General features: G+C 55.1%; 9 protein-coding genes and 1 pseudogene. 9 read left to right on the plus strand and 1 reads right to left on the minus strand.

The window, feature by feature from the left end:
* The 7 genes from AWB78_RS35450 to AWB78_RS44205 all read left to right on the plus strand — a co-directional run.
* A partial coding sequence (locus AWB78_RS35450) for a transposase (RefSeq protein ID WP_157697721.1) occupies window positions 1-436 on the plus strand: 436 nt, incomplete at its 5' end.
* A 1,497-nt stretch (window positions 437-1,933) separates the two neighbouring features.
* Entirely contained in the window at window positions 1,934-2,890 is a 957-nt protein-coding gene (locus AWB78_RS46985) for a hypothetical protein (protein WP_157697722.1), read from the plus strand.
* A gap of 224 nt (window positions 2,891-3,114) precedes the next feature.
* Window positions 3,115-3,930: a TnsA endonuclease C-terminal domain-containing protein gene (locus AWB78_RS35465; protein WP_062611360.1), complete on the plus strand. Its 816-nt coding sequence runs from the start codon at window positions 3,115-3,117 to the stop codon at window positions 3,928-3,930.
* 39 nt (window positions 3,931-3,969) lie between these two features.
* Window positions 3,970-6,405 (plus strand): TnsB C-terminal domain-containing protein, encoded by a 2,436-nt coding sequence (locus AWB78_RS35470; protein WP_062611361.1) that lies wholly within the window; start codon window positions 3,970-3,972, stop codon window positions 6,403-6,405.
* 9 nt (window positions 6,406-6,414) lie between these two features.
* Window positions 6,415-7,965 carry an ATP-binding protein gene (locus AWB78_RS35475; RefSeq protein ID WP_062611364.1) on the plus strand — a complete coding sequence of 517 codons (1,551 nt, stop codon included), beginning with the start codon at window positions 6,415-6,417 and terminating at the stop codon, window positions 7,963-7,965.
* 245 nt (window positions 7,966-8,210) lie between these two features.
* A complete protein-coding gene (locus tag AWB78_RS46990; RefSeq protein ID WP_157697723.1) occupies window positions 8,211-9,752 on the plus strand; it encodes a TniQ family protein in 1,542 nt (513 codons plus the stop codon).
* 254 nt (window positions 9,753-10,006) lie between these two features.
* On the plus strand, window positions 10,007-11,836 hold the full coding sequence (locus tag AWB78_RS44205) for a TnsD family Tn7-like transposition protein (protein WP_074173608.1): 1,830 nt from the start codon (window positions 10,007-10,009) through the stop codon (window positions 11,834-11,836).
* Window positions 11,837-11,927: 91 nt separating this feature from the next.
* Here the strand turns inward: AWB78_RS44205 and AWB78_RS35480 are convergent, their stop codons facing one another.
* Window positions 11,928-12,359: a hypothetical protein gene (locus tag AWB78_RS35480; RefSeq protein WP_062611366.1), complete on the minus strand. Its 432-nt coding sequence runs from the start codon at window positions 12,357-12,359 to the stop codon at window positions 11,928-11,930.
* Here AWB78_RS35480 and AWB78_RS35485 point away from each other — a divergent pair.
* Window positions 12,358-13,522 (plus strand): annotated as a pseudogene (locus AWB78_RS35485) (ISL3 family transposase). The gene AWB78_RS35480 and the pseudogene AWB78_RS35485 overlap by 2 nt on opposite strands.
* A gap of 20 nt (window positions 13,523-13,542) precedes the next feature.
* Entirely contained in the window at window positions 13,543-13,851 is a 309-nt protein-coding gene (locus tag AWB78_RS45955; protein ID WP_198399418.1) for a hypothetical protein, read from the plus strand.
* Window positions 13,852-14,564 lie beyond the last annotated feature (713 nt).

Consider the following 14,564-nt stretch of genomic DNA (forward strand, 5'->3'; position numbering starts at 1 on the left):
GGCCGAACTGGGTAACTGTGCTGCCGACAGCGGCCAATTGCCGATCGTTCTGGCGGCGGTAGCGCGCGACGCCGGGGCCGCCCCCAAGCAAGTCCTTGCCGATGCGGGCTACCGCTCGGAGGCGACGTTCGAACAATTGCGCGAGCACCCCGCCGAGTTGATCGTGGCGCCCGGACGCGAGGGCAAGAAAGAGGTGAAGGTCGATGCCCGGAAGCGCCCGCAATGCGCTGCGATGGCCGACAAGTTTACTTGTGCGCAAACTCAGGCGGCCTATCGAAAGCGCAAATGGCTGTCCGAACCGCCGAATGCCTGGGTAAAGAGCGTTCTCGGATTTCGACAATTCAGCATGCGCGGACTGGCCAAGGCCCAGGCCGAATGGAAACTCGTCTGCGCGGCGCTGAACCTACGCAGAATGTCGAAAATGACGCCTGCGTAAGTCCCGAAGGGGACAACATTGCCCTGATTTCGCCGCCGGGAAAGCCATTTTTGCGCGCAATGGCGGACCAAACCGCAATCGGCGTTGACGCCGCACGATGTGGCGTCAGTACCGGCAGCTCAAATTCTGTCTGCCGCGCGGATTCCTAGGCGTTGCGCATAGGGACGTAATTGCCGAGGCTGCAGGGTCGCATCGGAAGCATAGAGTCGATCGAGGCGACCACACCTCCGCCGCAGTGAATCCGACGGGGCGTCGGTGCCCGTAAAATTGTTACGAAAAGTAAATCAGAAAAAACGACGATGGTGACGAGGTTGGAGGACTTTGCGCAACGCAACACGACACAACGGCTTGGGGTTTCGCGTAAACCGAAGGCACGTCTCATCAGTGCGCGATGCAGCGAATTACGCAGACCGCAACTGAGAAAACGTCGGGTGACATCGCAACGACTTTAACGAAGTAAGGTCCATAACGAAGTCGAAGGCTTGTCGGCGGGTGAGTGTTCATGACGTCGAGGCGCTTTCGATCTTATCTCTCGCACCGCTGCACTTTTCCGTGTACAAGCGAGGGATGACGTTATGGGCCGCCTCGGTTCCGGGGAGGTCTACGTCGTGTTTGGGTAGGACGAGGAAAAACGTTGCGTTCACAACCAAATGATGGTTCTTCTCCGGGAGACCGTGCCCGGCCAGACCACGATGGCCGGCGTATACGATCCACACCGCAAGTCTGTCACCCAAGGAATGGTCAGGCTTCTCGGCCATGCAACAAATGACACACGTGCGAACGTCCGTCGACGGCGGCCCAATAGGTGGCCTTGGACGTTCGAAAAGTCAGGTCGCTTGGGTGGCCGAAAAGTCGTTGAGATCTCAACTAATGCGCGATTCCTGAAAAGGGAGTGGACCACCTCTTGCGACCGGCGACGTGCGTGCGCGCGCCGGTCCGCCCATTGGTTGACTTTGCAACCGGTTCGCCACTGGAATTGCTGCACGCGCACCTCAATGGCCATTTTTGCTTCGCGGTTGGGGACAACCGCAGTCGAAAAATGATCGAATGCGTTGTCTTTGGGACATCGCATTTGCCCCGGATCATGCTGCAGTGCACCGGTTTGACGCCTGGGGAAAACGGGGCGACGGTGCCCTTGCGTTCAACCGCAAAGCCGTGGCTAGATGCGGGAACCCGAACATTTAGCCGCTACCACGCAAGCTTCCAGGTTTATCGCGAGCAGCGACTTGGAGGATGGGATGAGGCGCGCCTTGGAGCGATCCCGCAACCTGAACGCGTCCTCTCGTATGACCGTCTAGCTCGTCCAGCGCATCAAACTCAAGAGGAACTCAACTATGAACCACGGTCCGTAGAATTCCATGAGCCATTGAAAAACGGGCGCACGGTTGGGGGACCGTACGCCCGTCCGTTGCGCCCTGATTGGCAGAGTACAACACTACAGTTTTCATACTCTGCCCAATCCGGCCTCTTGTCAAGTGCCTTGGAATGGAGGCAAGTATGAACTCGTCTGTCAGTTTCATGCAATCTGAGCAAGTTGTGAAAGCTCGATCCCGCTATTGCGATAGCGGGCTGGAAGGCGATACAAACCCAACAGTCGATGGGAGGTATCTGCATCGCCCTGCGGGCTGCACGAAACCATCGCAGGACACAGCGCCATGCGCCTTCGCAGACGCCTGCCGGACGTTCACCGTCGACGAATCACCAAGCGACCGCAGGCCCCCGCTGCCCCCCCAGACGGTCGCGCGGAGCGTTCACGAGCCGCAAGTAATTCGCTTCGTTGATGGGCAGGACGCGTTCGCCAGAAGAAGTGCGTTGGAGGCATGTCTGCGCCAGCACTGGTCCGATCCGGGGCGAACGCTCTTGATCTCGTGTCGAAAAGGCGAACTCCCCAATCAGCTTCAGCGGGCCAAAATTTGGGTGGCAGAACGATCCGCTCGACATCCGACCAAGCCGGTCTTTGTCGGCATCGACGGAATCGACCAATGGCTGCTGTCACCGGGGGTCGTGGCTTCGAACCTAGTAGCGCTCCTAAACGTCGGCGCGACGGTCGCATGTTCTGTCGATTCGCGATACGGTGATTCTCGTCTACTGATGTTTCACCTGCGCACGCTTGGCATCGTCGTGATCTGTCAACCGGTTCTCTCGGTGAGGCGCGTCAGTGTCTGCGCAGGTCGTGAGACGCCGCGCCTCGCGCTCGATACCGAGCCCGAGGTCTCCGCGTGGAAAATGCGAAAAACACCGGCTCCGGCGCCGGGTGCGATGGTGGCAGAACGCCGAAGCCTCGGCACCCATACGCGGAAGAACGCACGCAGCCCCCGAGAGTGCGAGCACCACCGGACAAGGGACGGCATGGCCGGTTCCACGTTTTCCGAGCACGAACGGATCAAATACGCCCGGGCATATCGGAACGCCTTTGCCGTCAATCGTCTTCTCCGCGAGGTGTTTGGCGCTTAAGCATGAGCGTCAAAGCGCCGCGGAACTGCTGAGCGCGAGTCTACGCGGTCTTGACGGAGGCTGCGCAGTACGTGTGCGCTCCTCCTCAACGCAAAAAGCGGTCAAGCGTAGTTGCATCGAATGGCCCCGCTTCGCTCGCGGGATGGATCGGACGGTAGGGGCTTTCTATTTCCTCTCGAGATCCCGACCGGATCTCCAGGGGAGTTTCTTGATAGGAGGGTGACATGACGACGGGTACGTCGCGGATTCGAAAGGGAACGCTGACGCGAAAGCTGAAGGAACAAGCGATCGCCAACGATAAGGGATCTCATCAGCGTTGGCAGCACACCCGGGATCGGCCGGGCTGTGGCATCAAAACGCGACTCGTATGCAGCAAGGCGGCAGGTGGGGAACTCCACTCGTTAAACGAAGCAGAGCATGCCGAATTCCTCGAGGGTTGGTACCGGTCCGAGGTGAAGATTATCTATGATCAGGTAGCCCTTGACCGTAATAAAACCCAGAGAGCGGCGGCGTCAATCAATGTTGCGCATCCAGTCTATCAGCACCTCGGCGAACTTGCGGTGCTGAGCACATGCCTCGTTTACATCACGGAACAAGGCGCCACGTACCATCGGGAGGCGAGGTCGGTCAAATCGACCCGCGGCTCCAAGAAGGGCGAACTGACGCGCTCGCAACTCATTGAGCGAAAAACCTGGGAAGACGAGGGCGCTTCGTATACCGTGGTCAGGGCTCACGGCATGCATGCGCGCCGTTCCAGGAACTTAGCGTGGATTTTCCGCGCGCACAACGACACGGTCGGCCGAAAACTTTCTGACGCTGAGGTGGCCGCCCAACATGCGCTCCTTCGGCTTGTTCGACGGCAGAAAGAGATGCGGGTCATCGACGCATGCGGACTAGTTGACCGTACGCTGCAACTCCAGTTGGGGTCAGGTGTACGCGCCTTCCGACAACTCGCTGGTGCGAAACGACTAGCGTTTGATCTCGACGTGTCCGACCCGCTCAGTTTGCGGCTCGCCGAAATCTGGCGGCCAGCGGTTTGATGTTACAACGGTTTCGCAATTACCTTAACGGAGGCTCGAATGCTCATGCAATCGACCTGTCCAAGCGGAATAGCCGTCGGCGACGTACTCAAAGACCGTAACGGTGACCGCATCTATATTGTCTTGAAAACCGGGAGGAACTCTAGGTGGACCCATCTCATCGATATCGAACATAAAGCGGAGTCGGCATCTTATCGAAGAGCTTCACCGTTCAAGACGAAAACGGACGATCTGCTGCTTCGGCTGTCGACGAACGTGGAGCCCGAGCTTGCCCTCGAGAAACTTGCGAAGCTTCCAGGTAATGTGTCAGCACGGAGACGTGTTCCAGCGTTTGGTCTGTCTCGTAGGTCCGAGAAGTACCGGGAAATCGCACACAACCCCGAGAAGTCGAAAGGTTGGAAGCTGATATGCGGGCTACTAACCTTCGATTTACCGGACAACATCGACGGACAACGGCCTGAACCTTCGACTTACGGGGATCAATTCGAGGAACTGCTTCATCCGGAAACGCGCAGAAAGCGAATCCTGCGATATTGTGCAGTCTCGGACGTATCGGAGTCCATGGTATACAGGACCTTTCGCCGTTTTTGCCAACAAGGAATGACACCTGCGGCGGCCTCCGACGATTACGATCGGTGCGGAGGGCGAGGCCAGCAGCGGAATTGGAAGCTTGCTCCCGGGGGGATGCCGAAACGCCGGAAATTGAAGGCCTCCGCTCGTAACGAGGAGGTGCGACGCCTGCTTGAACTCGCGGCCGACTATTACTTTTCTTTCGAATACTCGAAAGGAAAGCGGGCCCAGAAGACATTGGCGCAGGCGATAAGGTGGATCGAGGACAAATTTCTGCGCGATAGGGTCGTCTACAACGAGCAGGGGGAAATGGTCGAGCTGAACCTCGATCGTCGTATCGTTCTGACTGTTCGGCAACTTCAATACCATATCTACCGGAACTACAGTTACGAAGAGCGTCGCATCCGCAAGGTCGGTCTAAGGAAGTATCTACTGCATGAGCGACCCTTAAAGGGGCGACTAAGAACGTCACGGGGGCCCGGCGAGCGTTTTCATATTGATGCGACTGTCGTTGATATCTACCTGGTGGGTCAGGTCTTGCGTACGAAGGTGATCGGCAGACCGGTTCTCTATCTCGTTGTCGACGACTACACGGCGATGGTTGTTGGCTTCTACCTAACATTCGAGCCGCCGTCTTGGAATGGGGCGATGATGGCGCTTGCGAACGCCGTGAGTCCAAAGGTCCCATTTTGCGAATCACTCGGTATTCTAATCGAGGAGAAACAATGGCCAGCGGATCGCCTGTGTGAAACGCTGTACGCCGATCAAGGCGAGGTAAGCAGTGTACATAAGGGACATTCTTTGATCATCCATTTTCGGATCGAAATGCAGAATCCTCCGTCCTATCGCCCAGACATGCGGGCCATTATGGAGCGGCGATTCGGCATAATCCCGGCTATCTGGAACTCACTTGTACCGGGGGTCGTCGAGAAAGAGTCGTTTGCCCGTGGCGTCGAACATCCGGCTTATCATGCCGCTCTTGATATCGTCGATTTTCGCCGCGTCGTCTGTTATGCAGTACTAAGCTATAACAAGCACATCATCCGGGGCTATCCGACGCCTCCGGAGATGGTCGACCGCGGGCTTGCACCAACTCCGCTTAATCTTTGGAGGTACGGCACTGAGATCAATGGTTGCGGGAGACATGTCGATGTAGACGAATTTCGCGCAATAGCCATGCCGAAGACGACAGCTACGATAGATGGAAAGGGAATCGCTCACAACGGGATGCATTATGCCTGTCCCACCCTATCGCTCATTGAGCGGCAGGCTATGTTCCGTGGCCAGAAAACCGAGACTAGCGTTGAAATCGGTTACGACTCTGCTGATAACAGCTGCATTCAACTTCATGGTTTGGGCGAGCCCATCTCGTGTCCTCTCTCTGAGCATGAACTTGACAAGGTATGTGGGCTCACGTACCGCGAACAGGAACTCTATACGGACCTTGATGCGACTAACCGAGGGATGAGTGAGGAGGCCTGCGAACCCGAGCGCGCGATGACGGACCACAACATTGCGAAGATTGCTAAGGAAGCTGTCTCCAAAACGTCAAGCGCGTTGAAAGATGCAGGCATGAAGCGGCCGGACATCGACGACATGGACGAGTCTCGCGAAATCGAGCGGTCCGCAGAATCGACGTCGTGTGCAGAGGGGCGTTCGCAGAGAGCCAGAAGCCCCAGGCAGAACAAACGGGCTGGCACTTCATTCATAAAGTTGATCAAGAACGCTCAACAAGAAGCCATTTTGGACCGTCCGGTCACGCAAGAGACGTATAACGACGAAGGAGACGCCTTTGAGCAATCGGTAGGTGACGGTAACCCGTCTGCGGACGAGTCCGATCGCATGACCGCGAAAGACCTCCGCGAGAAGCGTGCGCGAGAACTGCTCGCGGCAATGGATGCATAGGAGCCGATTATGACAAGCAAGAAATCTGTCACCAAACCGATGTCAGGTGAAACGTCAAATCAATCTGAGCCGGTGAGGCAGTGTATTGAGGCGGTTGAGGCATGCTACTACAGCGGCGACGACCTGCTGCCCGAGTACCGGAACAATCCTCTTATCTCGGCGTTGGGGCCTGTCTGGGATCAGAAATCGGTTTTAAAGGCCCTTGACGTCCCCGTTGCCTTTTCTGAAAGCGAACGCACCAAGTCTGAGGAGTATCGTATGCATGCGGTTGGGCGACTATCGCGGCTCGTCGTCGCTCTTCCCGCTCATCTGGACGTCGTGAGCACCTTGCAGATTATCGTTCGCCAACATTACCTTGGCAACGAACTGCGAGACGACTATGCGCAAGGTATCAAAGATCGTTACAAGCTCGCTCAAGATGGGCAGTTGGTTCCAATCTATCCCCATCAGCGTTCACACGCATACTGTGCAGGCGTCTTCGGGCTCTCAGGAGGCGGCAAATCCACGGCGTTGGAGTCCGCGCTGCGGCTGTTTCCGAAAGTTGTGAGTCACAAGGAGCACGGGCTCAACCAGGTCGTGTGGATCAAGGTCGACTGTCCCAAGAGTGCTAGTCTTAAGGACACACTCAAGCTTCTGATCTTGACGTTTGACGACCTGCTCGGTACGGACTATACGAGGGAAGTGGGTCTGAGAGCCACGTTGGCTGATTACGCGAATAAACTTCACCGTATTTGTCGACGGCACCACACTGGCCTGATTGTCATTGATGAAATGCAGAACGCGCTGCACGCGGTCGCAAAGAACGACCCACTGTTTGACTTCTTTGTCAACCTTACCAATGTAGTTGGAATTCCGGTGATCGTCAGTGGCACTCCGAAAGCCTCGCAGTTGTTCCGGAAGACGTTGCGTTCGGCGAGGCGTATTAGCAGTCAAGGCGTGATCGTCTGGAATGGAATGAGAAATGAGGACGACTGGAAAAGGTTTTGTAATCAACTGCAAAAATACCAGTGGCTTGCCGATCCGGTACCCTTGACGGACAGCATGCGGAAGTACTTCTATTTCCTGACCCAAGGATTGCCGGGAATTGCGATTCCTCTCTTTCAACTGGCGCAATACGCAGCAATCTCATCCGGAGAAGAGAGGTTGACTCGGAAAATCATTAGAGACGTATTCGATGAGAAGATGACTTCCTTGCGACCTATGATAAACGCGGTGCGATCCGGTAATAAGGCGCGCATGGCAGAATACGACGACTTGCTGGGCGATACGTTGGACGACATCGTTGACTCGATGGAGGGGGAGGCGAAGCGTCATCGCTACTATGAGGCGGCGATGGAACATGATAAGAACGAGTCATCGATTAGTGCCGTGTCTAGACTGCTGCTTCTGGGAATACCGCAAGAGCTGGCATCGTCGCTCATTGACAGAGTTCAAAAAGAGTATCCTGCGGCGTCATCCCAAGAGCTGAGTAATGAGGCAGCCCGCCGTTTCTATCAACGGAAATCGCCGGCGGTATCACTAAAGACAAAGAGCAAGGAGTCGAAGGAGGAGATTGATTAACAACTCCGGCACTGGGGAGGCTTGTGTGCCCCCCAGCCTGAAGTCCAGTAGCCAGCATCAAGGTGGTTTCGTGGATGCAGCTTTCACGCGTCGCGATTCTGGGAGAATCGATCTGTTGTCTGCTCATTCACGCTGCGTTGATCGGTGAGGAACCCATGCGCGCGGAAACCCAAATAGAAGCTTTATGAGAGTACGACGCGCGTGCTGAGCATTTGAAACTCGGTCATGAGAAAACGGAGAAGGTTATGGCTATCGCGTTGTTTTCGTTGTTGAGTGGTGAAACCATCAGCAGCAATATCGGACGTTATAGAGACTTCATGAGTCTGAAGACCACGTTGCCTCTTAGGGAGCGTCTTTTCGGCTATCCTTGTAAGCCGGAAATACGACTCCCGAGCGGAATCGATCATCTCGCCGCAGAAGCGAGACACTATTGGCAGCTAGCCTCAGAGGCAATCATAAATGGCCACACGGAGTTCCACTACGCGACCTTGACACTATCGGAGAGCCAGAGAGAGGCGATGCGATCGGATATGCTAAAGCTACCTGCTGGCAGATGTTCACGACGAAGTGCCTGTGGCTGGAGTGGAGAACTCGTCACACGATTTCGATACTGCGAAGATTGCCTGTCTGAGTGGAAAGCGAAGGGGATCCCCGCTCATTGGATGGTCGATCATCAACTGCCAGGCGTGTATGTTTGCTTTAGCCATTCACGTATGGTTAAAGTGACTAACTCGGGCTTGTCAGCAAATGTCACCGATCCGACTGTGTTGGAGTTGAAGGGTCGAGCCGATGAAGACGTATTGACTCGGGTGTCATGGTCCGAGAGAAGCGCGATCGATGATATAGCTAAACGGAGCGCGCACTACAGGATGTCGAACAATAATCTTCCATCGGCTGCCGCCTATCGAGAATTACTTCGCGACGCAAAATTTGTTTGGGCTAACGGCAGGACGGACAACCATGCCTTTGTCGCCTGTGTCTTGAATCATTTCGGCCACGAGTATTGCCGGGTGGCGGGTTTAGATCGGCAAAAGATGATAGTTTGGCTGCGAAACATCGTCGATCCAGGGAGAGACGAGAATGCTTCTCACCCGCTCATGTTCATTGCCGCCGAGTCGTTGCTGAATCGCTTGTGTGCCTTGCCTGGATCGTTTGTGCCTTCGATGAAGCACCCGACGATAGCTCAAGGAACCGATTTGAACGAGAAGTCTGAAAATGCGGTGTCTGACGGCGTCGGTAAGCCGCCAAACGATGAGGGCCTTTACCGTAAGGATCACGACTGCAGAGACTGCTCAAGAGCAGAAGCCGGCTGGGAATTGGCACGGTCCTGCGGATTATCGTGTCGATCGTCTGACGTGTCGCCAATCCGAAAGATCCATTCGACGGTGATGGCTTACGCTCTGCGGTATCGCAGCCTCGTCTGTATCGGATCAGCCGATGATGCCAGTGGTCAAGCTGTATCACAACAACCTTATGCAGTAAATGCGAGATTCTTGCGTTGGGCCCGTAACGCTGGGTTTTGGAAGGGAAGGAATTTCTCCAGGGAGGAGATTCAATGTATGCGCGACCGTTGGTGCTCTCTGGTAAGCAGCACTCAGCCGAACAGTAGAATCACTTCGGCTCATCGAATGGACCCAAAGCTGTATAGGGCATTGCAACAATACGACCATGATTGGTTTGTGGAGTTCAACTTCACAAACCGGACGTGTCGCAGGCGTCTGTCGCTCATCGGGCCGAAGAGCAAAATTCCCCCGTCCGGCGAGGAAATGGGCGCAACTGCTCGTTGATGAGCATCTGCCCGTCACGCAAATATCTCGGGCGTATAAGACTGGTTTTCCACCGGGATGCTGCGGCGTCTCGCACGGCGCTTGGTCTTTTTTGATTGCGTTAGGCCGAATCGATCGAGGGTGAGATAGGCTGGTTCGGTTCCTGTTGTGGTCGTATAACGCGATATGCGCTGAAAACGTAGGCTTTGCCATAAAGGTGGTTCTTAGCGTTATCGGGTGTTCGTCACTCTATTTTCGAGACAAGGAGCGGTTCTATGGCCATCGCGTTGCTTCCACTAAAAGAAGGCGAGACTCTCAATAGTAATTTTGGACGCTATATTGAGCTAATCGGTCTGAAATCCACGTGGACATTGCGGCGATCGCTTTTCGGCTGTGAATCTGACCCACGGTCGCGGCTTCCAATAGCTATCGATCATCTTGCGGAGCAAACGCGCGATTACTGGAACTTGACGGGGGCCGAGATAGTCAAGGAGCATACAGAATATCAATACGCAACAATGATGGCCTCGGAATCGATACGACGAACGATACTTCAGGTGATGCTTGCGTCTCATGCGCATGGAAAGTTTCCATTCGGGTTGAGAATTTTTGGATTGAAAGGCGAGCGCACCGCGACATTGCGGTATTGTGAAGCGTGTCTGGCGGAATGGATTGAGAAGCGGCAGACACCCTATTGGAGGATTGATCATCAGCTAGCTGGAGTGTATTGCTGTTTTAAGCACGCGTGTATATTGAAATCAGTGAACAGGCCGCAATCTAACAGTTATTTTGACCAGACTGTTTTACGCCTCATTAACACATCTGATGAGACAGTTCTGAAGCGGCTGACTGCCTCAGAGAAGCGCGCTGTAGAGGATATTGCCAAGAGAAGCAGCCTGCAGAGAGCGGAAGGTAGGATATGCAAGCCAAATAAGATATATCGCGATATGATCAAAGAAGTGGGTTTTGTGCGGGCACGCTCTCGGATCAATCACGAAGCAATGATTTCGACTTGGTTAGATTATTTTGGGGTAGAATATTGCCACGTGACTGGCATGACTGCCGCAAAAGTGTCGAAATGGGTCAATCGTTTGTCGGAACAAAATGTGCGTGCCGAGTGCGCGCACCCATTTATGTTTATCGCGGCAGAGTCGTTTCTTGAACACCATATTGAATTGCCAGGTTCATATTCGCCGCAGATCAGCACTAAAGGCCCAAACGTAGCCGAAGTCGCGGAACCAGCTCCCGAAACGTACTCATGTAAAGGCGCATTGCATCGGAGTGCTGATGTCCTTAAGTCTGCTCCGAACACAAACGGCAGATGGAAGCTCGTGTGTACGTGTGGTATATCATACCGAATCCGGGAAGCGGCTCGATGTGATGTGGCACAACTCATCCCGTTCTCGTATGCTGCTCGCTATCGGAACCGATGTGTCGCATTAATTGTTAGAGGAGCGAGCATAAACGATGCAGCAAAACAATTGAGTGTTGCTTCGGCGACCGCCAGGCATTGGGCGAATAAAGAAAGGGTGAGCGATTTCAAGACGCTGCCCCAGGGTAAAGTCAGGAAGTTGCGCGCAACATGGCGCCGGTTGGTTCAGAACGCCTCACCGCAAAGACGCATCAGCGCGGCGGCTGAAGCCGACCCTGCCGTTTATAAAGCGCTATTTGAAAATGACAAGGTCTGGCTGCGCACGTTCAATCTGAGTCACCGGTCGCCGGGGCGAACAAAAGGGTCCGTCCGGTTGAAGGAGCCGACTTCTGACCAGATTCGGGAGGCGTGGCGAGAACTAATATCGGCCACGCCCCCGATCATGGCAACGCGAAGCGCCATGCTTGAAAAAGCGGGTTTTCGTCGAGCATTGGGTCGGAACAGAACTTTTGAGGCCGTTCTGGTGGAACTGGTTGAAAGTTGTCAGGCCTATCATGAACGGGTCATTTCTTGGCTTGCTAACTTAGCATCGGGACAACGGCTGGGCGACTGCGATGAAGCTATCCGGGCGGCTGGGTTGCGGAGAAGTAGGTTCACCTTGGAGCAACGAGAGCGAATTCGGGCAATCGAATCGATGAATTCTGTCGAAATTCATTCCCTTCGTGAGTATTAGCTAGTCCAGCGCGGCATTGAAACAGCACTCCAGTCTGTGTTTAGATTTTTGGCTCGTCGGCGAAATCTGTGGGTGAATTAAGGATGTGCGACTAACCAAGTGAAGCTCGATCCAGATATTGATAGAGCTTGCGACATGTTGCATCAAAGGAATTTTGTGGGGCCTCGGAGATAGCCGGCCAGATGAGGGGTCCGCCGTCTTCCTCGATGAGTTTGTCCAGGAGGGTTTCCACCTGAAGGGTAAGGAGATCGGGATCTTCATGGCGGCGTCGGATCATTTCGCCGCCGAGCATCCAAATGTGATCGCGGTGCCGAAGCAATGTCTTGCGCGTGCATCCCAAGGTTAGGAGATGCTCAAGGAACGGCGTGAATATTGCCACGATCGTCCGTCCAGTCGAAATATCTTCGTCGACGACTCGCCACGACGCAGGCCAGTTGTGCAGATCTGGAACGTACTGCTCAAGCGCTTGCTGTTCGGTGACAATGGCGGCTTTGTCCTTGCCGGTCCTGAGCTTGCTAACCATGTTGCTGACCCGTCTGCTTAACGCCTGTCATCATTTTCCAGGCTTTGTATATGAAGCTGCACGGCTGTGCGAGGCAACCCAATCCATCGGGATCGACGTTCGGCCGCGCAAGGGTTCGAAGGCGATTTGCTCATGCTGTAACCAGCCTGCCCGGGGTTATGACTCGCTCACGGAGCGCCGCTTCGAGCTTATCCCCGTCTGGGGCTTCGCCGTGTTTCTGCTCTATACCATGCGGCGCGTCGATTGTCGTGCCTGTGGCGTGAAGGTCGAAGCTCTGCCGTGGGCCAACGGCAAGCACACGCTCACCCGCGCTTACATGATCTTCCTGGCGCAATGGGCGCGTAAGCTGTCCTGGAAAGAAACAGCATTGAGCTTCCGAACCAGTTGGGAGAAGGTCTTCAACGCAGTGGAATGGGTCGTCGATTGGGGACTGAGCCATCGCGAACTCGGCACGTACGCGGCTGCTCTGGGTCGGACAAGAGCGCACGAAAGACAGTTTCGCCAAGTTCTTCGCGGTGGTACGAAAACAGCTCTGCGAGAAGATCGAGTTCGTGTGCTCAGACATGTGGAAGCCGTACCTCGAGATGATCGCGCTACATTGCCCCAATGCGCTAAACATCCTCGACCGCTTTCACATCGTCGCCAAGATGAACAAGGCGATCGATGAGGTTCGCGCCGAGGAAGCCCGCCGCATGCGCCGCGATGGCTATGAGCCGGTGCTCACGAAGTCCCGCTGGTGCCTGCTCAAGCGACAGGAAAACCTGACTGACAAACAGCGGTTGCGCATGCGCGATCTACTTCAATACAACTTGCGCACCGTCCGCGCCTGGCTGCTTAAAGAAGAATTTCAACAACTCTGGGATTACATCTCACCTGTTTGGGCCGGCAAATTCCTCGATCAATGGTGTACCCAGGTGATGTACTCGCGCGTCGAACCGATGAAGAAGTTCGCTCGTACCGTGCGCGCCCACCGTGAGCTGATCCTCAATTACTTCCGAGCGCGCGGGCAGTTCTCCAGCGGCTTCGTCGAGGGCTTGAACAACAAAGCAAAAGTGATCATGAGAAAAGCCTATGGTTTCAAGACCTTCAAAGCGACGGAAATCGCGCTATATCATGCACTTGGGAAACTCCCCGAGTCTCCGTCCACCCACACATTTTTCTGACGAACCAGATTTTTTAGGTTGTGGGCACCATTAATCTGACCGACACCGAACTCGAGCAATTGCTGTCGGCGACGTGCAGCCGAACGGTGCGTACGGCGGAAGTGCGGCGCGCGAAGTTGATCCTGATGTTCGAGGACGGTGAATCGCGCGACAGCGTCATTCGCACGCCGGGTTGTGACTCGCGGTTCATCGCTTGCTGGTCAGGACGCTTTCTTGGAGAGCGGCTGGCTGGCATGTACGCGCGCCATCCCGGGCGCAATGCCCAAGCATCCGGCCGCCAAACTGGAAAGCGCGAGTACTCAACCGTAGCTCGCGGCAGAGCTTGGTGACGTGTCGGTTTGAACTATGACGATCCTTCGCGCCGGAATCGCCCGGTGCCAACTCAACGACGCAATGGACTGCGAACTGGAGCGCTCGAGTATAAGTTGTCGGGAGTCCGGTGGTCGCAGCACTGTTTTAGCCAATCTTTGAGCGAACTGGAAGGTCGTCGTCGGAGTCCGATCCAGCAGAAGGTCTCCATCGTAAAAAAATCCTGAAACCGGACTCAACGGTCTCCGCGGTTGCTCGCAAGAAGACTCAGAAGGCTGAAATCCTGAAGGACCCAATCGAGGCGACGTCGTATGTGATGTGATGCTCGCAGCGGTAAAGCAAAGCTACAGCGAGGAGCAGGCACTAGGGCTGATGTGCTTATAGCGGTCTTGCACCTCGCTGACGCCTTTGAACAACATCTCGAACGAGACCCGCATCCCGCACTGAAGTACCATTCCCCAGGGAAGTTCCTCGACGTGTCTTGACATCCTAATGATTGGGATGGCCTCAACAGTTTCATCGAGCGGCAGTGGCTCGTTGGGCAGCAGCTTGCGTGAAGTTACCGCTTCCGTCACTACTGGAATTGTTGATTTTTTTCGGTTGCGATGTTTGCAGAAAAATGCGAAGCCGCGTGCACCGGTTGCGCAAGGGGGTGAGTGCAGATGGTCACCTTGGATCAGGGCTTCGGTTGCAAAACGCGCCTAGCTTACGAGCCTTTCAGTAGCGCTCGACT

Origin of the sequence: Caballeronia calidae, assembly GCF_900044055.2 — a bacterium.
GTDB classification, from domain to species: Bacteria; Pseudomonadota; Gammaproteobacteria; order Burkholderiales; family Burkholderiaceae; genus Caballeronia; species Caballeronia calidae.